At 51.4% G+C, this 19,417-nt stretch carries 17 protein-coding genes; 7 read left to right on the forward strand and 10 right to left on the reverse strand.

Going from position 1 to position 19,417, the window contains the following annotated elements:
- Nucleotides 1-29: 29 nt before the first annotated feature.
- Nucleotides 30-2,429: an ABC transporter permease gene (locus tag JI741_RS18110; protein ID WP_202012213.1), complete on the reverse strand. Its 2,400-nt coding sequence runs from the start codon at nt 2,427-2,429 to the stop codon at nt 30-32.
- Between the two features lie 156 nt (nt 2,430-2,585).
- On the opposite strand from JI741_RS18110, the gene JI741_RS18115 reads away from it, so the two are divergent.
- Nucleotides 2,586-2,933 carry an MmcQ/YjbR family DNA-binding protein gene (locus JI741_RS18115; RefSeq protein WP_202012215.1) on the forward strand — a complete coding sequence of 116 codons (348 nt, stop codon included), beginning with the start codon at nt 2,586-2,588 and terminating at the stop codon, nt 2,931-2,933.
- 58 nt (nt 2,934-2,991) lie between these two features.
- On the forward strand, nt 2,992-3,765 hold the full coding sequence (locus JI741_RS18120; protein ID WP_202012217.1) for a hypothetical protein: 774 nt from the start codon (nt 2,992-2,994) through the stop codon (nt 3,763-3,765).
- A 192-nt stretch (nt 3,766-3,957) separates the two neighbouring features.
- Here JI741_RS18120 and JI741_RS18125 read toward each other — a convergent pair whose 3' ends face one another.
- Entirely contained in the window at nt 3,958-5,244 is a 1,287-nt protein-coding gene (locus JI741_RS18125; RefSeq protein ID WP_202012219.1) for a hypothetical protein, read from the reverse strand.
- A 113-nt stretch (nt 5,245-5,357) separates the two neighbouring features.
- Here JI741_RS18125 and JI741_RS18130 point away from each other — a divergent pair, with 113 nt between their 5' ends.
- From JI741_RS18130 to JI741_RS18140, 3 genes are all read left to right on the forward strand, one after another.
- Nucleotides 5,358-6,200, forward strand: a complete 843-nt coding sequence (locus JI741_RS18130) for an alpha/beta fold hydrolase (RefSeq protein WP_202012220.1) — start codon at nt 5,358-5,360, stop codon at nt 6,198-6,200.
- Nucleotides 6,201-6,238: 38 nt separating this feature from the next.
- The gene (locus JI741_RS18135; RefSeq protein ID WP_202012222.1) at nt 6,239-6,874 is read left to right on the forward strand and encodes a 3-keto-alpha-glucoside-1,2-lyase-like domain-containing protein; all 636 of its coding nucleotides are present in this window, start codon (nt 6,239-6,241) and stop codon (nt 6,872-6,874) included.
- Nucleotides 6,875-7,106: 232 nt separating this feature from the next.
- A complete protein-coding gene (locus tag JI741_RS18140; protein WP_202012225.1) occupies nt 7,107-7,646 on the forward strand; it encodes a class I SAM-dependent methyltransferase in 540 nt (179 codons plus the stop codon).
- A 246-nt stretch (nt 7,647-7,892) separates the two neighbouring features.
- On the opposite strand, the gene JI741_RS18145 is transcribed toward JI741_RS18140, so the two are convergent.
- On the reverse strand, nt 7,893-11,561 hold the full coding sequence (locus tag JI741_RS18145; RefSeq protein WP_202012227.1) for a chemotaxis protein CheB: 3,669 nt from the start codon (nt 11,559-11,561) through the stop codon (nt 7,893-7,895).
- An 83-nt stretch (nt 11,562-11,644) separates the two neighbouring features.
- Here JI741_RS18145 and JI741_RS18150 point away from each other — a divergent pair, with 83 nt between their 5' ends.
- Entirely contained in the window at nt 11,645-12,043 is a 399-nt protein-coding gene (locus tag JI741_RS18150) for a response regulator (protein ID WP_202012229.1), read from the forward strand.
- A 121-nt stretch (nt 12,044-12,164) separates the two neighbouring features.
- Here the strand turns inward: JI741_RS18150 and JI741_RS18155 are convergent, their stop codons facing one another.
- Together JI741_RS18155 and JI741_RS18160 are read right to left on the reverse strand one after the other, a co-directional pair.
- Entirely contained in the window at nt 12,165-12,422 is a 258-nt protein-coding gene (locus JI741_RS18155) for a SemiSWEET transporter (RefSeq protein WP_202012231.1), read from the reverse strand.
- Between the two features lie 143 nt (nt 12,423-12,565).
- Nucleotides 12,566-12,721, reverse strand: coding sequence for a hypothetical protein (locus JI741_RS18160; protein ID WP_202012233.1), 156 nt, complete (start codon nt 12,719-12,721; stop codon nt 12,566-12,568).
- 160 nt (nt 12,722-12,881) lie between these two features.
- On the opposite strand from JI741_RS18160, the gene JI741_RS18165 reads away from it, so the two are divergent.
- A complete protein-coding gene (locus tag JI741_RS18165; RefSeq protein ID WP_202012235.1) occupies nt 12,882-13,322 on the forward strand; it encodes a GNAT family N-acetyltransferase in 441 nt (146 codons plus the stop codon).
- 10 nt (nt 13,323-13,332) lie between these two features.
- On the opposite strand, the gene JI741_RS18170 is transcribed toward JI741_RS18165, so the two are convergent.
- From JI741_RS18170 to JI741_RS18190, 5 genes are all read right to left on the reverse strand, one after another.
- Nucleotides 13,333-14,769 carry an aminotransferase-like domain-containing protein gene (locus tag JI741_RS18170; RefSeq protein ID WP_202012237.1) on the reverse strand — a complete coding sequence of 479 codons (1,437 nt, stop codon included), beginning with the start codon at nt 14,767-14,769 and terminating at the stop codon, nt 13,333-13,335.
- Nucleotides 14,770-14,963: 194 nt separating this feature from the next.
- Nucleotides 14,964-15,287: a hypothetical protein gene (locus JI741_RS18175; protein WP_202012239.1), complete on the reverse strand. Its 324-nt coding sequence runs from the start codon at nt 15,285-15,287 to the stop codon at nt 14,964-14,966.
- Nucleotides 15,288-15,404: 117 nt separating this feature from the next.
- Nucleotides 15,405-16,040 carry a response regulator gene (locus JI741_RS18180; RefSeq protein WP_202012241.1) on the reverse strand — a complete coding sequence of 212 codons (636 nt, stop codon included), beginning with the start codon at nt 16,038-16,040 and terminating at the stop codon, nt 15,405-15,407.
- Nucleotides 16,041-16,068: 28 nt separating this feature from the next.
- Nucleotides 16,069-17,916: a sensor histidine kinase gene (locus JI741_RS18185; RefSeq protein WP_202012244.1), complete on the reverse strand. Its 1,848-nt coding sequence runs from the start codon at nt 17,914-17,916 to the stop codon at nt 16,069-16,071.
- 140 nt (nt 17,917-18,056) lie between these two features.
- A complete protein-coding gene (locus JI741_RS18190; RefSeq protein ID WP_202012248.1) occupies nt 18,057-19,106 on the reverse strand; it encodes a WG repeat-containing protein in 1,050 nt (349 codons plus the stop codon).
- Nucleotides 19,107-19,417 lie beyond the last annotated feature (311 nt).

The raw sequence follows: 19,417 nt of genomic DNA on the forward strand, positions 1-19,417 counted from the left end.
AACCCTAGCGCCGTATCTCTTATCTTTATTTATTCGTATCGCAACGCCTTGACCGGATTGGCACGTGCCGACCGAATCGTGTGATAACTAATGGTAGCCAACGCCACCCCCAGCGCCAACACACCGCCCAGCAAAAAAACCAGCGGGTTGATGCTGATGCGATAGGCAAAATTCTGCAGCCACGCGTGAAGCAATCCATACGTCAACGGACTGGCCAGAACGAATGCCACCATCACAAGCACTGTGAAATTTTTTGACAATAGCACTGTGATCTGTCCTTCGGTTGCGCCCAGCGCCTTGCGGATGCCGATCTCCTTTGTTTTCTTTTCTGTAGTGATGGCCGCCAAGCCAAACAACCCCATACACGATATGAGAATGGCCAGCGACGCCATGATGGCTACTACCGAACTCATCTGCTGATCGGACCGGTAGAGTTCAGCAAAGTGATCGTCGAGGAAGGAATAGGTGAACGGATAGGAAGGCACTTGCGTGTCCCACAGATTTTTCACCAAAGCCACCGCTTCCTCGGTGTGCGCCGCGTTGAACTTCACCGACATTTCGCTATAGCCCCAACCGGGGTGCACCACCATGGACAGCGTGTTGATTTTGTGATGCAACGAGTTGAAGTTAAAGTCCTCCACCACACCAATGATGGTGCCCAGCGAATCGTTGGGATACCAGCTGTGCCCCGCGGGTGTGCCCACCACTTCTTTCAAACCCAGCTCTTTGGCAAACGACTCGTTGATGATGAAGGCCAGGCCGTTGTCGGTAGCGCGGTCTTTTGAAAACGCGCGGCCGTCTTTCAGTTTGATGCCATACACTTTCAGGTAATCATAGTCCACGTTAACATTCGAAGGGGTGATATCTACGATGCCTGTGTCGGCTTTCACTTTAAATCCCCATTGGTGAAAATTGTTGCCCAGGCGCTGGCCCGACGCGGTCACACCGACGATGGCTGAATTTTTTAGCAGCTCTGTTTTTAGCGTCTCAAATTTTTCGTTGGCTTCGCGGTTCATGTTCACTAACAAAATCTGGTCTTTGTCAAAACCGATGTCTTTGTTCTTCATGAAATACAATTGTTGCAACACCACCAGCGTGCTCACAATCATGGCCAGCGCCAATCCAAATTGCACCACAACAAGGCCGCTTCTAAAAATCGATCTGCCCTCCGTCTTGCCGCCACCTTTCAACACGCGCGACAGGTTGAACGAAGTCATGTAGAACGCCGGATAGATGCCAGTGAGCACACCCAGGCCAAGCGTGACGGCCATCACCGCTAAGATTTCCCAGGGGTGTTCAACCAGCGACCACAACACCAGTTGCCGGCCAATCGCGTTGTTCAACAGCGGCACAAACAGCAGGTTGAGCAACACCGCCAGCAGCAAGGCCACGGTGGCCAGAAATATCGATTCGAAAATGAATTGTCCGAACAACTGCACCTTTTTCGCACCAACCGTTTTGCGCACACCAATTTCCTTCCACCGATGCGACGCTCGGGCGGTGGTTAGGTTCATAAAGTTGACGCCGGCAATGAGCAGGATGAACACGCCAATCACAAAAAATACATCGAGGTATTTGCCGTTGAACTTGCGGTAGTTGTTGTAGTCGTGCTCAATGTCGGTCGATGCCAGGTGAACATCTTCGAGCCTTTGCAAAAACATGATGATGTATTTGCCGATGTCTTTGTCGCCCATGCGGCGCACCAGAAACTCCGGCATCTTTTTCTCCAGCGCCTTCACGTTCACACCCGGCTCAAGCACGAGGTAGGTGTTCACAAAATTAGAGCCCCATTGGTTGTTGAAGTCCGGATTCTTCCGGGTGAAGGTGGTCATCGACACCAGCGCCCCGAACTGGAGGTGCGAATTTTCAGGAATGTCTTTCAACACACCGGTCACTTTAAATTCTTCGTCGAAGATGGTGAGCAGGCTTCCTACGGCACGTTCGGCCGAAGGAAAAAATTTCAGTGCGCTTTCTTCCGTTAGCACCAGCGTTTGTGGCTCATCCAAAGCCGAAGCACGATCGCCGGCCAGCATCTCAAAATCAAAAATATCGAGAAACGTACTGTCTACGGCTTTCACTTCGGGCACGAGCAACTGCACCGTTTCTTTTTTCACCACCACGTTGCCCTGGTCATAGAAGCGTGTATAGTTTTTCACTTCCGGAAAGTCTTGCAACAAGGCCGGTCCCATACCGGGCATCGACAACGCCACGCGCTGCTGGTTCGTACCACTGAAGTTTTGAATTTCGTCGACGCGATAGATCACGTCATGTTTTGCATGAAACGCGTCGAAGCTGCGTTCGTCTTTAATGAACAAGTAAATAATCATGCAGGCCGCCAGCCCCACAGCCAGGCTGAAGACGTTGATGAACGCATAGAGCGGGCTGTGCCGGATGTTGCGCAAGGCAACTGCGAGATAGTTCTTGAACATGTGCGCCAGGGTTTATGTTGGGAATACCCGCCCCACAAGGGTTGGTTACTGGAATTTAAGAATTTATCTTTAGCCATTCCCCACGGCGATGTCGCATTTATCCAATTTTGCGGGCACCGCCCTACCGAACTTCGGGTATTAAACCGATCTTCACATATGGTGACCATACAAGAAGTTGAAGCCTGGGCACTCGCATTGCCCGAAGCCGTGCAACAGCCACATTTCGAAAAGACGTCGTTTCGCATACGAAAGAAAATATTTGCTACGCTGGACGTGCCGGGGCAGAAAGCGGTGGTGAAACTGTCGGCCATCGATCAGTCGGTGTTTTCCAAATACGACGATGCTATTATCTACCCCGTGCCGGGGGCTTGGGGAAAACAAGGTTGGACAATGATTGAGTTGAAAACCGTTCGGAAGTCCATATTCAAAGACGCACTGCACACGGCTTACGCAACCGTGGCGCCAAAAACACTGGCCGAACAGGTGGATAAAAAACGACTCTGATTTTTCAGCGTTTACAGTCCATTCCAACGATTCGGCGGGAGGTTGTGTCTATTAAGGCATGAAAAAAATCCCCTCGCTCTACTTTATTGCACTGGCCATGGTGTCGGTGAAATGTTCCGACCCCGATGCCGGTCCAAAGCCCATCGGCCTAAAGACCCTCCGGGCGGAAAAAATGTCGTACGGCAAACATTCTTATCGCGTGCTCACCTACGACAATGACAATCGCATCAGCCAAATCACCTCCGGGCTACTGGACGAAGGCGATTCGCTGGAAACGGTCTACACCGTGCACTATGCCGACGGACGCATTCAAAAAATCACAACGACCGGCGCTGCCGAATCGATCGAGTTTCACTATGAAGGCGGCCGGCTCACCGAGTCGCTGGAGTATGTCAACAACGCGGTGGAGCGCATGAACTTTTTCGCCTACGACGACCACGATCGCGTGAAGGCCTGGGTGATTCTGCAAGCCACGGCCGACGATGACTTCATACCGGTCTCCAAAAAAACATTTACCTACGACGCACAGAACAACGCTGTTCAAATGCAATACTCCGACTATCACGCCGACGTGCTGGACTTCGTGATCGTCTCCACCACACACTACAAAGACTTCGACAACCGGAAATACTCCGGCGCATTCTTTCTGAATTTCTATCACCCTTATCACACCCTGTTCCAGAACAACCCGCGCACGTGGCGCGTGGAAAATTCAAACGGATCGGTAGGCGAAACACATTTCACCTACGAATACAACGACCAGGGCTATGTGACGCGACAACTTGCCTCTGCCGGTGAGTTTGATATCGTGTATGAGTTTTCGATGCAATGATTTTTTTTAACCGGATGTTCGCTCGAACGGTCATTGGCCGGCGTAGCGAACATCTGGCCTTTAGTTTGCAGACGCTATCTTCAACGCCTTCACACGTGCATCGTGACATCAAAAAAATATAGCGTGATGAAGTAAGCAGAATGTTAGCCCGATCGTGATGGCGTACGTGTTCAACAGTGCACTGAATAGTGTCTAATCAAACTCATCTGCGTAAACTACTTTGCCTTCTCCGTTTCGCAACCGAATAAAATCCACCGCACCGGGCACGTTAAAGGTGTAGATGAAGCCCACCATTTTTCCAAAGTTGTTCCGATACGAAAGCTGGTGCATGGGCTGGCCGTTCAGGAGAATAGTGACTTCATGATTTTCATTCCGGATGCGCAGGGTTTGCCACTCATGCAGCGGCACACCCAAAGCCGAAAGGTTGGTGTCGCGTCCGTTCTGATACACCTCCCCTAGTTGTAGAGCCAGGTTGCTTACGCAACCCTTTGTGGTGAGCGGCACAAAAAATATTCCTTCCTCACACACCATCATCAATTCGATGAGCGGACACACCTGGGTCATCAGGCTGTCGCCACGCACACGCGTTTCCAGATCGAAGGCATCGCTGGTCACGCCTTCAAAATCGCGGCTGTTGTAGTAGCGCAGAAAAAATTCCTTTTGGGTGTCTACGTTAGCTGCTTTCAGTTGTGCTTCGGTCGCTGCCATGGCGCCGGCGGTAATCATCGTTTTGCGATCGAGATAGACGGCCCGGTTGTCGGTGAGGTCGTATTTGAGCATGGGGAACCAGCCGTCGGTTTTGATGTGCACGCGGGCGAAGGCCACCACCGAATCGTTCACCATGAGCCGCGCATGGTGAAACCCCGGGGTGTAGTAGATTGACGACAAGTAGTTTCTCTTCGGATCGATGCGTACCCGGTTTCGGGGATTCCACGACTGTTGAATAAAAAAACTGTCAGCGTCGATGTTGCTCACGTCGTAGTTAAACATCACGGTGTTGGGCACGCCGTGTGTCACGGTTTTGTCGGCACGGAATGGAATGTTGCCGGGCAACGTCAGTGTTTTTTTGCCGGACCGGAAACCCAGCATGGCCACGGTGCCGCCCGCGATCACCACCAACACCACCACTACCCACGGCATGGCCGACCTTGCCTGCTCTTTTTTTGCCGGAGGCGCCACCGGTGGAAAGGCGTGGATCATGTTTTGAGCGTTCGCCTTTTTAAAGCTCTGCCAGTCGGCAAAGTCAAGCGCCGAAGCCAGGGCATCGAGGGTGGATGGGTGCGGGTCCTGGGCATACTCATCTTTCCACAGGCGCTTCAGGGTGGAGATGCTCAGCTTCACGTTGCATTTCGATTCAATGTGCGTGGCGAGATACTCCAGGTCGCGTTGTTTCACTTTGCCATCGCTGCTGCCCAGCATCAGGCGTTGCTCCACTTGCGTCCGGTATAGAACAATATAGTCTCTTTCGGTGGCGGACATCTTACGTGTTTAGAAAATGAACGGCATTTGACTTCCAAAAGATCGCAAATTGATTTCGATTGACATCTCCCAACTTCCGATAATTGCGTAACTTCTTTTTAAAAAATTCCCCTATGAAAATCACAGCCTGTTTGTTTATTCTGCTGTTGTCCGCAGCGTTCGTTCGCGGGCAGGACATTCCCTATGGCAACAACCCCAAGACCGGAAAATATGTGACGTCGGGCGATGCCAAAATCTACTATGAGATCTATGGCGAAGGGCCGCCGTTGTTGTTGCTCCACGGAGGTTATTATGGATACATTAGCGAATATTCACAATATTATCCCGATCTGTCGAAACATTTCAAGGTGATTGCCGTGGCCACCCGCGGGCACGGCAAATCTGAAATCGGGCACCAGCGCATGACCTATGCGTTGTTTGCGCAGGACGCGCTGGCGGTGCTGAAGAAAGAAGGAATTGAAAAAACAGCCGTGATGGGGTTTAGCGACGGCGCCATCACCGGCAACATCCTGGCCGCCGAATTTCCCGCGATTGTAACAAAACTGGTTAGCATGGGAGGGCCATTGAATGCAACCATGTACCGCCCCGAGGCCTACGAACAAACCTGGCGCACTCAGGGAAAAACCGAAGAGCAAAACCTCCCGGACTTTCTGAAGGAGCGCAAAAAAATTATGCCCGAGCCCCAACGTTTCTCCGAATGGGTAGACATGCTGCGGGAGGCGTGGATGGAACCGGTGTGGGTGTCAAACGAAAAAGCTTCGCGCATTGCCTGCCCCGTGCTCATCGTAGCCGGCGACCGCGACGACTACACGCGCACCGATGCGTTTGTGAGCATGCTTCAGATCATCCCCACCGCGCGCCTGCTCGTCTTGCCCAACAGCGGCCACGTGTCGCTCATCCTAAACCCGGAAATGCTCCGAGACTTCATTATCCCTTTCCTAGAAGAAAAAAAATAATCTAAACCATCCATCAACTCCCAGCCCCTGGTTCCCCTATGAAAATTCACATCACCCGCATCGTCATTGTCGTGCTACTGGCCTTGTCCGGGGCGGCACACGGCCAATCAAAAAATACAAAACCCCAGACCTACACGCTGGTGAAGGCGTCGCTCACACCCTATGAAAGCGACGGCCGCCAGGGTGTGGAGTTGGTTGCTGCCGACCAACGGGGCGGCGTTGCCTGGCTCGATGGCAAAACGTTTTCGAACGGCGCCATCGAGTTCGATGTGATGGGCGCCAACAAACCCGGTAGCAGTTTTGTGGGCATCGCCTTTCACGCACAAAACGATTCCACCTACGACGGCATCTACTTCCGGCCGTTCAATTTCGTAGCCGAAAAACAATTGAACCGCGATCACATGGTGCAGTACATAAGCATGCCTCAATACGATTGGAGCCGTTTGCGCGAAGAACGCACCGGCCAGTTCGAAAAAGAAATTAAGCCGGCACCCGATCCCGACAAATGGTTTCACGCCCGTGTGGAGGTGACCGACGACGAAGTGAGAGTTTTTGTGAACCGCGCCACCACACCGGCGTTGACGGTGAAAAAACTAAACTCCAACCACTCTGGCAAAATCGGACTTTGGGTCGGTTCGAATTCGTTTGGCCGGTTTGCCAACGTTTCGTTCTGAAAAAATACCGCGCAACGATAGCATTACACGCAAGCCACGAAAGCCCACGTAGGGATACTTGAAATCCGAAAACATCCGCGAATTTCACACATTCACGGTGTTTTTCGGGTCTAACGCTTTGCGCGACACAGCGATACCGTTATGCGTGTGAACGTGGCCGATTGCATTTTTTTAAAATTTTGCTTTGACCACACCGCAAAAAAACGAAACTTGAGTAACGTAATTATTCGGTGTGGAGTTATCCGTTGCCATTCAGCTTATCAAAAAGGGAATCCCTGTTTCGTCTGCCGGTCAGGTTTGGATGGACCTTGGTGCAGGGAAAGGTTTGTTTTCGCATGCTTTGGCTACGCTTCTTCCGGAAGGCAGCACCGTTCACGCGATCGATAAAGACGGCGCGGCCTTGCGCTCCATCACGTTTTCGGTTCCCGGCGTCACGGTCAGCACAACACAAAAGGACTTTGTGCAGTACGATCACGGCTCCGCTTCGGCCCATGGCATTCTGATGGCCAACTCAATCCACTTTGTGTCGAACAAAATCGCGTTCCTGCGCCAACTTAAAAAACAATTTCTTCCCGGTGGCCGTCTGATCATCGTGGAATACGACACTGACGCAGCCAACGCGTGGGTGCCCTACCCCATCCGTTATGCGTCGCTTCAGAAATTGCTGGGCGAACTTGGCTTTGCCGACATTTCAAAGCTCGACGAAACCCCATCACGCTTTAGCCGAATCCAAATCTATTCCGCCGCCGCCACATGGGACGGCGCCGCGTGATACATGTCCATATCAAATAACATCGCTCCGGCATTTTCATTATAAGAATCCTTCGACAATAAGGACCAGTGCAAGCAATGCCAGCACGCGGACGAAAGTGATCATGTTGTGACGGTTTAATTACGCGCCACGACACTCAAGAACAATGCCGCTCCGGAAAGCTGGGAAATTCGCTATGGAAAAAGTGTTACGCTGAAACGTGCTGATCAATTCTGAACAGTGCTGTGTTCAAAGGTGAACCATGAATCAAACCTGCAAAATCGACTGCGGCGCCATAAGAAGTATCATGTGGAAGACAGCACCTTTGTTGAGCTGGCTGTCGGCATAAATGAAGCCGCCGTGATTTTCGACAATCTTGCGCGCAATGGCCAGCCCGATGCCCGTGCCTTCATAGCTACGACCATGCAAACGCTGAAAGATCCCGAAGATTTTTTCGCGGTATTCCGTCTCGAACCCGATGCCGTTGTCGCTCACCACAATGTGCGTGTAGTGTTGGGGATCAACGCCAAACGCGTTGGCCGTCGATTCGTCCAAAGGCTGTTCCTCAATGGTGATGACGGGCGACGTGGCATCTCCGAACTTCAGGGCATTGCTGATCAGGTTTTGAAACACTTGCCGCATCTGTCCCGGCACAGCGTCGATCACCGGCAGCTTACCGATCTTCAGAACGGCGTTTTTGTCACGTATGGAAATCTCGAGGTCTTCACAAATTTGTTCGATCACTTCCTTCAAATCGGTCGACTCCTTTGCCTGACCGTTGTTGGAAAGTTTGGAAAGGGTGAGCACATCATCGATAAGAATCTGCATCCGGTTGGAAGCGTTGATCATCTTGTGAAAATAGTTCAGCTCGCTGTCCGACAGTTTGTCTTTAATCTTGGATTGCAAAAGGTTTCCAAACGCCTGAATTTTCCGAAGGGGCTCCTTCAAATCGTGCGAAGCCACAGACGCAAATTGCATGAGGTCGAAGTTTGATCGCTCAAGCTGGTTGTTGCTGTCGGAAAGTTTTTTTGACGTGATTTCAAGGTCTTCAAAATTCTGCGCAATAATGTCAGCGTCCTTTCGCTTGGCGGTGATGTCGGTATGCGTGGTCACAATGCCATCCATCATTTTCACGATGCTGGTGTCGTACCATTTGTCGTTGGCTTCGTTGTAGAATTCAAGTTGTGCCGATTCGCCGGTTTCTATCACATTCACATAGGTATTGAAGAACTCACGACTCTCGTCTTTAAAAACATCGAGCAAACGCTTGCCTGTAAGAGAACGCGGCGCCACGCCAAACATGCGCTCGGCGGCCTCGTTCACGGCAATGTATTCGAAGTCGACAATGCGATTTTGATTGTCGCGCACCGCGCGCTTGGCGGCAATGCCGCTGGTGGAGCTCTCGAATATACCCTGAATGATTCCCGAAAGTTTTTTGGTGTGCGAGATGTCGACGAAATTAACCACCACACCGTCGATGGATTTGTCGCGACGGATGTAGGGCGTGAGGCGCATCAGGAAATAAAAACCGTCCTTGGTGTGCACTTCCGTTTCGGAATTCTGCCCTGTAGAAATCACCTTTTTTATCTCGCGGATCACATCCACCCCCGGGAGGTTTGTAGTGATGTCCACAATAGAACGACCAATGTCGGCCTCGATAAAATTCACCATGCGGCGTACCGAAGGGCTAAACTTCCGGATGATGAGTTTCTGATCTACCAGCACCTGACCGATTTCGGAGTTGTTGAAATAATTGTTGAGGTCGTCGTTCACTTCGAACAACTCTTTGATCTTAGCCTGGTGTTCGGCACTAACCGTGTGCAGCTCTTCGTTAAGAGACTGTAATTCCTCGTTGGTGCTCTGCAACTCTTCGTTGGTAGAGATCATCTCTTCATTGCTCGACTGCATTTCTTCGTTTGCCGTTTCCAGTTCTTCAATAACGGCTTGCAGGTTTTCGCGGGTGTCGCGCAGCTCGCGCTCCAGTTCCTCCATGCGGTCGGCACTTTCTACCGAGGTAATGTTCACGGTGCGCACCGCCTTTGGCTCTGCGGTCTCTTCTTCGAGCACGATGGCGATGAAGGACTGCTGGAATTCATTCTGCTGCAGGTAGGGTCGGATAATGATGTTGATGAAACGCTCGGAGTCGTTCTCGTGCACCATCACACGCTTCAACACGGTTTTTTCGTTTTGGGCCAGGGTTTTGCGAACCCCCACGCCCAATGCCACGGCGAGGTCGGCGCCAACAAGTTTCAGCAGGTTGAAGTTGAAATTGTCTTCCGGGAAATACAGGAAGTTTTTATAGCTGCCCGCCGCCTGCTTCACGGTCAGGTCTTTGTCAATAAGGATCACCGCGATCTTGCGGTCTTCCATGAGCGTGTCTTTCAAAATGTCAGACACGCTCATCGAGGCGTTGCGCAGCGGGGTGGATGTGAGGCTGGTGGCAAATGCTTTTCTGTCGAGAGGCACCAGCATGGTGTCGCCATCCATCACGGCCGACTTGCTGAAGCAGCGATATACTTTCCATTTGCGGCTCACTTCCTTCATCACATCTTTGAGTGGCCCAATGTTTTCGCTGGGTCCCAGCATCAGGTAGCCATCCAAATCCAATGCAAAATGAAATTTCTTTAACGCCTTGCGCTGAAGCGCCGCGTTCACGTAGATGAACATGTTGCGGCAGGAGATCAGATCAAGATGACTGAACGGTGCATCCTTCAGCAAATCGTGATTGGCAAACACCACGTGCTTGCGCAACTCGGGGGTGACGCGATAGGATTTACCTTCACGTGTAAAATATTTGGATAGCAAGTGCGAAGGAATATCCTTCACAATCGCTTCGCCATACACGCCGCGCGATGCCGTCTCCAACGCTTCCACATCGATATCAGTGGCAAAGATCTTCAGGGTCATGGCGGGCTTCTCTAATTTTTCCATGGCTTCGCGAAACAGCATGGCCACCGAATAGGCTTCTTCGCCGCTGCTGCACGCCGCCACCCAAACTTTCACGGAGCCGTCCGTAGCTTTGTTGGCCAGTATGGCGGGTATCACTTCCTTACGCAGACAATCAAACGCTTCCTCGTCGCGGAAGAATTTTGTTACGTTGATCAAAAACTCACGAGCCAGCAATTTTGCTTCGGCCTCGTCGCCCGAAAGACGCACTTTATATTCGGCGAGCGTGGTGAGTCCCAGCTCGGTCATACGTTTGGCCAAGCGCCTCAATAATGTAGGGCGTTTGTAGTGATGAAAATCGTTTCGTGTTAATTTAAAAAGCACCTCCAGAATTTCACGCATCATGTTTTCGTCCTGGCGGCTCATGTTGTGAAGCGCCTGAAGTGTTGGGGAGTCTTTGTAATATTCCATCAACTCTTCGCCAATCATTTCAGGCGGCAAAATGAGGTCGGGATAGCCCGTGGCTACGGCACTGTTAGGCATACCGTCGAAGGCCGCCGTGAGCGGGTCCTGTGCGATCACTAAACCACCTTTGCGTTTGATCGCTTCAATGCCCTTGGTTCCGTCGGTGCCGGTGCCCGACAGAATGATGCCGACCGCATTGTCACCCTGATCATCGGCCAACGATTCGAAGAATACATCGATGGCGTTGTTGGGGCCGTTGTAGCGAAGCTTATCTACGAGGTGCAGTCGCCCGGCATTGATTGTCATTAGCTTTTTGCTGGGGATCACATAAATACAATCCGGTTCGATGGCCGTGTCTTCTGTGGCTTCATGCACCTGCATGTCGGTGTGCTTGGAAAGCAGTTCGCCCATGAGGCTTTTATGGTCCGGCGAAAGATGTTGAATTACGATAAAAGAAAATCCGGTATTCGAAGGCAGATAATCAAAGAGATCGTGAATAGCCTCCAAACCGCCCGCCGAAGCGCCGATGCCCACAACCCTGTGTTTTGCGGCAGGGGCTACGCTGTCAGATGTGTTTTTTGCCATACGGGGGTAAGTAAAACTCAAAATAAAATTTAGATTTGTAGGATAAAATCTGTGCCTGTTTTTATCCCCGCAACCGCAGCACTATGGAATCCCTGAGCATACTGTTAGTAGAAGACGATCCGGACGACGTAGAATTGATGCGCGACGCGCTCCTGGAAAAGGACATTGCGTTTAACCTCGACGTGGTGAAACAGGGCGACGCGGTGATTCCATTCCTCAAATCGTGTAAAAAATTCCCCAACGTTATTCTGCTCGACCTGAACCTGCCCAAGCTTCACGGCCGCGAAGTGCTTGTTAAGCTTAAGGAAGACGCCGACCTGAAACACATCCCGGTGGTGATCCTCACCACCTCCTCGGCGCAGTCGGAAAAAGAATATTGCCTCGAAGCGGGCGCCACCGAGTTTCTTACCAAGCCCACCACGGTAGAAGGTTTTGCATCGTGCATTGCCAGCATCCTGGAAATCGCCGGCGTCAAAATCTGACGTATCCCATAAAACAAAAAAGGTTGTCCCGTTTGAGACAACCTCCTGACTATTCTATTACTCTATATATTATTTATAGACCGTTGCCTACGTCTCATTGAAACGAATGGACGTGGTGTTCTTATTCTTTGAAGCGAAGTTTGAAGAATAACAAGGTCGACGCCAGCATAAGCGTGAGCAGGTTGGCAGCGATGACGGGGATGTCGCGCACCAGAATGCCATAGGCCAACCACAGGGCTACACCGAGACAGAACATCGAGAACATTCCCAGCGACAAATCTTTTGCCGACCGGCTTTTCCAGGTTTTAAGAACTTGGGGCAGGAAGGCAATGGTTGTCAACATCCCTGCGGCAAGACCAATAAGTTGTATTGTATTCATATCGTTTGTTTTGCAATCATCAACCGACTTCGGTTTTGATGATATTAACGAGACAAAGCTATTAAAACGTTGCGGTGATTTGCGCAACATGTAATTTTATTCCACTTATTGATAACTACAACGATTGCATAAAAAAGTTTGAATCACACGATGCAGATGCGCAAAGTCAGTTGCTGCCAACGGTTGGCATAGTGTTCTTCATCCTGTTTTTCCGAATGATCTTTGGCTACGGATGCGGCAGGCAAAGGAATAATGTCGTCCAACCCAAACCTGCAAACATTGTTTTCTTCAGCACGCATTTACCGGCATATATGCCTGGTTATCCATTCACCAATACGGTAGCAAACACACGACGTAAAGTCAACGTCATTCCACGTCATCAAATCGTGGTTTCTGTCTGCTTTTTATACAGGATGACACACCGCGCTATTGTTCGCGCATTTTTTCTAACTTCATAACATGATCATTCGCCAGGCTATCGCATCGGACGCTGCTGCCATTGGCACGCTGCTCGCTCAACTAGGTTATCCGCCACCGGAAAGCAACCCTGAGTTTGTGAAAGAAAAAATTGAATACTACAGCCGGCCCTTCTTTCAATTGCTGGTGGCCGAAGAAAACCAGGGTGTGTCGGGTTTCATTTCGCTCCATTGGTTCGAAGTGTTTCACTCTCCCGGCATGCTGGCGCGCATCACCGCGTTTTGTGTGAATGAGCAGTTGCGCTCCACGGGCATTGGTCACCACTTGTTGGAAACTTCCTACAAATTTCTTTCAGAGCAGGGATGCCACGCCGTGGAAGTTACCAGCAACATGAGACGGAGCCGTACGCACGAGTTTTATTTGAAGAAAGGATTTTTAGAAACATCGCGGCGGTTTATAAAATCACTCACACCGCCAGCGTAAAATAAGAATCTCACCGCCACTCTCTCACCAGTTTGCCCAGGGTCTTCAGGCCCTCTTCAATTTTCGGACTCCACGGCTCGCCATAGCTGATGCGAAAACAGTTTTCAAATCTTCCCTGCGACGAAAATATTGGCCCCGGCGCAATGCCGATGTTGTGTTTGAGGGCACGCTTGTGAAGCTTGTAGGCATTGATTTTTTTATTCATCTCGATCCACAACGTGAAGCCGCCTTGTGGACGCGAGATGCAGGTGTCTTCCGGGAAATATTCGCACACCGCCTGAAGGTAGCGAAGGGCTTGTGTGTGCAATGCCTTGCGCAAATGCCGCAGGTGCAGTTCAAATCTTCCGTTGCTGAGGAAGTCGGCCACGGCAGCCTGCGCCAATGTGTTGGTCGACACCGTGTGCATGCGTTTGAGGCGGATCACTTTGTCTTTGAACTTACCCGGAATGGTCCACCCGATCCGATAGCCAGGCGCAAGCGACTTTGAGAATGATGCGCAGTGCAGCACCAGTCCTTTCTTATCAAAACTCTTGCACGTTTTCGGGCGTGTTTTTCCGAAGTAGAGTTCGCCGTAAATATCGTCTTCGATGAGCGGTATGTCTTTCTTTGCCAGCATTTCCACGAGATGCTTTTTGCGTGCGTCGGGCATGCAGCTTCCCAAGGGATTGTTGAAGTTGCTCACCACCAGGCACGCCTTGATGTTGAAGCGTGGTATGGCTTGCGCCAGATAGTCGATGTCGAGCCCCAGCACGGGGTCGGTTGGGATCTCCACCACTTTCAATCCATGACTTTGCATCACCTGAAAAATGGCGAAGTAGGTTGGGCTTTCAATGGCAATGGCATCGCCCGGCGAGGTGATGGCCTTGATGCAAAGCGACAACGCTTCCACACAACCCGCGGTGACCACGATGTCTTCCTCGCTGGGTGTGCCACCCCAGTTAAACGCCTGTCGCGCAATTTGCCGGCGCAGCGCCACGTTGCCCTGAATGTGTTCGTAGTGCAGGCAACTGGTTTTCGATTCGCGCAGCACGTGCGTCACGGCTTTGTTGAGTTTGGCTGTGGGCAGCAACTCGATGGCCGGTGCCGCCATCGAAAAATTCAGAATGTTTTTCGCATTGAGGTCCACATACACGCTGTTGATCATGTCGTCGATGGTGACGGGCAGCGCGTCGTCGAGTGGTTCGCTGGTGCGGGGAAGATCGAGAATGTGTTCGGGAGAATATTTCACGTAATAGCCCGACTGGGGGCGCGCCTCAATGAGGCCTTTGCTCTCCAATAAATAATAGGCCTGAAAAGCGGTGCTGAGACTGATGCCCTGCTCCTTGCTGAGGGCCCGCACCGAAAGCAACTTGTCGCCCACCTTAAAAACATTTTTGGTGATCAGCGTTTCGATGCGCTCGGCAACGGCGTTGTATTTATGATCGGGTTTGGGAAGAACGTCATTCATAGCGTTGGAATTTTGTGATGCCGGTTGGTCTGTCCACCAGCCGGCGAACAAACTGATCTGATCAAAAATAACAAAATTCAAACTGTTATGAAACGGTGGAAAGGGGGTAAAATGCAAACAGGAATCATCTGCCGTTGCCGACCAGAGATCCCTGTGCTTGCACTACCTAAAACTAATATTGAGATCGCGATGCCTTAGCGTCCAATTTGCTGAACGCCCTTGGAGATGGCCCACGCAGGATATCCTTTTGAAGCCACATTGCCCTTGGCCATGGCTGTTCCGCTTCCGCGATGAACACCTTTGGAAACCACCCAGCCGGCGTCAGTAGACTTTGCGCGAATGTGCGACTTGCCCAGGTTGGGGTCGTTCAGTGCCTTTTTGTTGGCCACCCGTTGCACATCTTTTGAAATAGGCCATGCCGGATCGTTGCCGGTTTGTGCGTTTGCAAAGGAAACGCTCATCATTACTAAACCCATCATGGCTATGGTTTTCATCCACACATTCATACACTTTTTCATAACATTGCTTATTTGGTTCTATACAAATAAACGGCGTCAGAGGAGGGCGTGCGTTCCGGAATTGTACGCGATGGGGATGGCGATTTATCGCAGGGTGCGTCTCCGTATTTTCCCGGATCAGGTCAGAATTTTCATGTCTATGGCCTTGCGGATCAGCTCGGCGGTGTTGTTTACCTTCATTTTCTTCAGCATGTTGATGCGGTGCGATTCCACGGTGCGGATGCTGATGCCCAGCATGTCGGCAATTTGTTTGGTGCTGTTGCCCTGGGCTACGCGCTCAAGCACTTCTTTCTCGCGGGGTGTGATCTCGCCCACATCGTAGGTCTCGGGACGGGCCACGGAGTCGGCCAGGATGTTGGCCACCACAGGACTGAAATATTTGCCGCCATTAAACACGGTGACGATCGCTTTTTCCAGGTCGGGCCATTCAATATTTTTCAACAGGTAGCCTTCTGCGCCGGCCTTTAGCGCATTCATGATATATTCGCGTTCCTCGTGCATGGTGAGGATGATGCAGCGGATGTCGGGAAAAGATTTCTTCAGCTTCTGCAAAGCTTCCAGACCACTCATGCCCGGCATGCTGATGTCGGTGAGGATGATGTTGGGCGATGTTTCGGCTACCAGCGTCATCAGCTCGTTGCCGTTTTCGGCTTCGCCCACAATCTCGAAACGTTCGTTTTTTGCCAGCAACGATTTGAAGCCCGCACGGATGAGCGGGTGATCGTCGGCCAGAAGTAGTTTTATTTTTGTCATGGGTCTTGAAATTGCTTTGGGTTGGACACTACACTACGGGAATGTGCACTTCCACCACCGTGCCTTCGCCCGGCAGGGAATGAATTTCTGCGCTGCCGTCCAGCAACTTTGCACGTTCCTGGATGTTGCGCAGGCCCTGCCCGGCATTGTGTTGCACCGCGGCAGTGTCAAAGCCACGGCCGTTATCTTCCAGCAACAAATATAGTTCATCTTCCTTGTCCAGCAGGTGAAGATTCACATGGGTGGCCGCCGCATGCTTCACGATGTTGTTAAGGCCCTCCTGCGCAATGCGAAACACGGCCGTGCTCACTTCGAAATTCAAGGTATGATCATACTCCTTAATATACCGAAAATCGATGGTGAAGGCGGCATACTTTTTAACCGTATCGCACAAACCCTTCAGGGCGGCTTCCAGACCAAAGTCCACGAGGGCCTGCGGCATCACGTTGTAGGAGATGCGTTTCACTTCGGCAATGGTGGCGTTGATGTGTCCTTTCACTTCATCTTTCCATTCGGCGTTGCCTTCCAGCGCTTCCACGCGCATGCGGATGGCGGTGAGCAGCTGCCCCACACCGTCGTGAAGGTCTTTGATGATGCGGCGGCGTTCGTTCTCCTGTCCTTCCATGAGTGCTGCGGCCCGCTCGCGCGCCACGCGCAGTTCGCGTTCGTTAAAGCTGTGCAGTTCGTCGCGCATGCGCAGCAAGGCCATGCCCAAGGTGTCGTGTTCGCTCAGCGTGGTGAACGTGGTGTTGAAATTGCCGCCCCCGATTTCCTTGGCAAAGGCAGTGGTGCGCTCCAGCCCTTCCGTTAGCTGGTCGATGGCATGCGCCATTTGGCCCACCTCGTCTGACGATGTGATCTGATGATGACGCGGCGGCATCATGCCTTTCGACAAGGTTACGATGATTTCGCGTAATTGAAGAATGGGGCGCGCAATGGCATTGGACACAAAGTAGGTAACCACCACAATGAACAGCAGAATGAACAGCGTGATGCCAATGAGGTAGTTTCGCAGGCTGTTGATCGGGGCCATGGCTTCGCTCAGGTCAATTTCCGAAATGATGGCCCAGTGCAGATCGGCAATGTCTACCAGCCTGTAGACGCTCAACGCGCGCTCGCCGCGATAGTCGGTCACGATGCCACGGCCGGGCTCTTGTTGAAAAGAATTCAGGGCCGCGTCTGTTCTCACCACGATGGCGCCGGGAGGTTTGTCGGGCAAAAAGCGCGATAGCGATCGCATCTTATAGTCGTCGCCCACAATATAAGACTCTCCGGTGCTGCCCATGCCGGTGGTTTCGCGCAGAATGTTCTGGACCTTCTCAAAATTTTCCTGCACCAGCACCATGCCCACACGTTGTCCTTCTTTGACAATAGGCACATAATAGAAGAGCAGCGTCTGTTTGTCATCGGAAGCGGCCGACGCATCAACAATCCACAAGCGGTCGGCCTCTGCCGTCACGGCTGCGTCGATGCGTTGCATGAGGCCTTCGGGATACTGCGCACTGTCGGTGCTGAAAAGCTGGTGATGGTGCGCGTCGAACAGGTGCATGTTCTTGAAGTTGTAGAGCTTGCAGATCTTGTAGAGGTCCGACAGGTCGTGATCGTTGGTGGCCGCCTGGTGCTGGGTTAGTTTGGTGTGTATGTGCAGGAATTTGTCTTCCACCGACAGCGCTTGCAAATTTTGTTGTGAACGAAAGAAATACGTTTCCACCAGTTCCTTCTTCAGCATGTTGATGGACGACAGCTGGTCGAGCGACCGCTGAAACAACACTTCGCCCACCAGCACATAGACGATGAACGAAAATGTGACGATGGCCACCAAGCCAATGGTGGTGTGCGAAAAGAAAAGCTTCTTGAAGATGTTCAGGTTTCTCATCGGTGCGATGGGCTGTGATCAGAAGCAAGGTAGAATGTTTCTTCGACATGACCGTTGAAAAATGGTACCGGCGGCAGGGCAAAAAAAAATGTAGCGATGAATTTCACCGCTACATTTCGTTGACCGGGGTCGGCACGTTGTTACTTCACCAACTCCATGTCTTTGATGCCGTCGAAGGTGGGTTGAATGACCCACTTGCCGTGTGTGTCGATGAGGCCCCATTTTTCGCCTTGCTTGGCGGCGGCATAGCCGTTCACAAAATCGCGCGAACCATCGAACTGTGGTGTGATGGCCCATTCACCTTTGGTGTTGAAGAATCCTACCTTGCCATCTTTGCGGCCTTGTGCCAGTCCATTCGAAAAGTCGCCATAGAGGTCGGTGTCTTTCACGTTCAGCACTTCGCCAGTCTTGCTCACATACGACCACACACCGGCGGTTTTCACACGCGCCAATCCGGTTTCGGGATCGATGTTATGACCGGCGTCGAATTGTGGTTTCACTACCCACTCGCCTTTGGTGTTGATGTAGCCCACTTTTTTGTCTGCGGTTTTTGCCCAGGCCAGACCACCTTTGAAGTAGCCCACACTTTCGAACTGGGCGGGGATGGCGATCTTGCCTTGTGTGTTGATGTAGCCAAATTTTTTATCGGCCGCTCTGAAGGGTGCCAGCTTTTCAGAAAAATCACGCACATCCACCACACCGCTTTCCACGGCCGTCTCGGTGCCTTTCTCATCGATGATCACAAATTTTTCGCCGATCTGCACCGGTGCATGACCGCCGTTGAAGCTGGTCACGTGATCGTATTTTGCCGGGATGGCCACCTTGCCGCTCTTGTTCAGATAGCCCCACTTCTCGCCATCTTTCACGGGCACCATGCCATCGTCGAAGCCTTTGAGGTCGATGCCGAGGCCATCGATGAGCTTGAATTTCTTAAGTTCAGTGTCCAGCTTTTCGCCTTTGAGGTTGATGAAATAATATTGACGGTTTTCCTTGTCGTAGATCACCGCGAGGCCATCGTCCGAAAACTCATAACATTTTTCGAACTGGGCGGGAATGATGAGGTCGCCTTTGAGGTTGGCATATCCCCATTTCTTTTCACCGGCAGGTTTCACTTGTGTGACCAGGGTTTGCGAAAACGCCATGGACGACGCAGCAACCAGCACAACACTAAAGATGATTTTGATTTTCATAGAGGTCATTTTTTTGAATACAGTTACGATTTTATGTGAATAAGGTTATCGCGAGGTTTACGAAAATCCAGAAGATCCGGATGAAGAACCGTCAAAAAAACTTTGCAGTCTCAACACACCGCCATCCCTGACAAAATGGAAGACGCGCGTGTGAAAGAAGAACGTTCGAATATACAAAATAGGCTGACTACGATAGGTGTTGCGCCTTCGAAAATGATTCACAAACATTCCATCTCTCGATAAAATTACCATCACGTTTCCGATAAATCAAAACCAACACCTATCTTGGGGCCAGTCTCAACCTCCGCGAT

The organism is Chryseolinea lacunae (genome assembly GCF_016735595.1).
Taxonomy (GTDB): Bacteria; Bacteroidota; Bacteroidia; order Cytophagales; family Cyclobacteriaceae; genus Chryseolinea; species Chryseolinea lacunae.

What these genes read in the sequence shown, in the direction of transcription:
- JI741_RS18110 (WP_202012213.1), bottom strand. Translation starts at nt 2,429, where the DNA reads ATGTTCAAGAACTATCTCGCAGTTGCCTTGCGCAACATCCGGCACAGC.
- JI741_RS18115 (WP_202012215.1), top strand. Translation starts at nt 2,586, where the DNA reads ATGGTGACCATACAAGAAGTTGAAGCCTGGGCACTCGCATTGCCCGAA.
- JI741_RS18120 (WP_202012217.1), top strand. Translation starts at nt 2,992, where the DNA reads ATGAAAAAAATCCCCTCGCTCTACTTTATTGCACTGGCCATGGTGTCG.
- JI741_RS18125 (WP_202012219.1), bottom strand. Translation starts at nt 5,244, where the DNA reads ATGTCCGCCACCGAAAGAGACTATATTGTTCTATACCGGACGCAAGTG.
- JI741_RS18130 (WP_202012220.1), top strand. Translation starts at nt 5,358, where the DNA reads ATGAAAATCACAGCCTGTTTGTTTATTCTGCTGTTGTCCGCAGCGTTC.
- JI741_RS18135 (WP_202012222.1), top strand. Translation starts at nt 6,239, where the DNA reads ATGAAAATTCACATCACCCGCATCGTCATTGTCGTGCTACTGGCCTTG.
- JI741_RS18145 (WP_202012227.1), bottom strand. Translation starts at nt 11,561, where the DNA reads ATGGCAAAAAACACATCTGACAGCGTAGCCCCTGCCGCAAAACACAGG.
- JI741_RS18150 (WP_202012229.1), top strand. Translation starts at nt 11,645, where the DNA reads ATGGAATCCCTGAGCATACTGTTAGTAGAAGACGATCCGGACGACGTA.
- JI741_RS18155 (WP_202012231.1), bottom strand. Translation starts at nt 12,422, where the DNA reads ATGAATACAATACAACTTATTGGTCTTGCCGCAGGGATGTTGACAACC.
- JI741_RS18160 (WP_202012233.1), bottom strand. Translation starts at nt 12,721, where the DNA reads ATGCGTGCTGAAGAAAACAATGTTTGCAGGTTTGGGTTGGACGACATT.
- JI741_RS18165 (WP_202012235.1), top strand. Translation starts at nt 12,882, where the DNA reads ATGATCATTCGCCAGGCTATCGCATCGGACGCTGCTGCCATTGGCACG.
- JI741_RS18170 (WP_202012237.1), bottom strand. Translation starts at nt 14,769, where the DNA reads ATGAATGACGTTCTTCCCAAACCCGATCATAAATACAACGCCGTTGCC.
- JI741_RS18175 (WP_202012239.1), bottom strand. Translation starts at nt 15,287, where the DNA reads ATGAAAAAGTGTATGAATGTGTGGATGAAAACCATAGCCATGATGGGT.
- JI741_RS18180 (WP_202012241.1), bottom strand. Translation starts at nt 16,040, where the DNA reads ATGACAAAAATAAAACTACTTCTGGCCGACGATCACCCGCTCATCCGT.
- JI741_RS18185 (WP_202012244.1), bottom strand. Translation starts at nt 17,916, where the DNA reads ATGAGAAACCTGAACATCTTCAAGAAGCTTTTCTTTTCGCACACCACC.
- JI741_RS18190 (WP_202012248.1), bottom strand. Translation starts at nt 19,106, where the DNA reads ATGAAAATCAAAATCATCTTTAGTGTTGTGCTGGTTGCTGCGTCGTCC.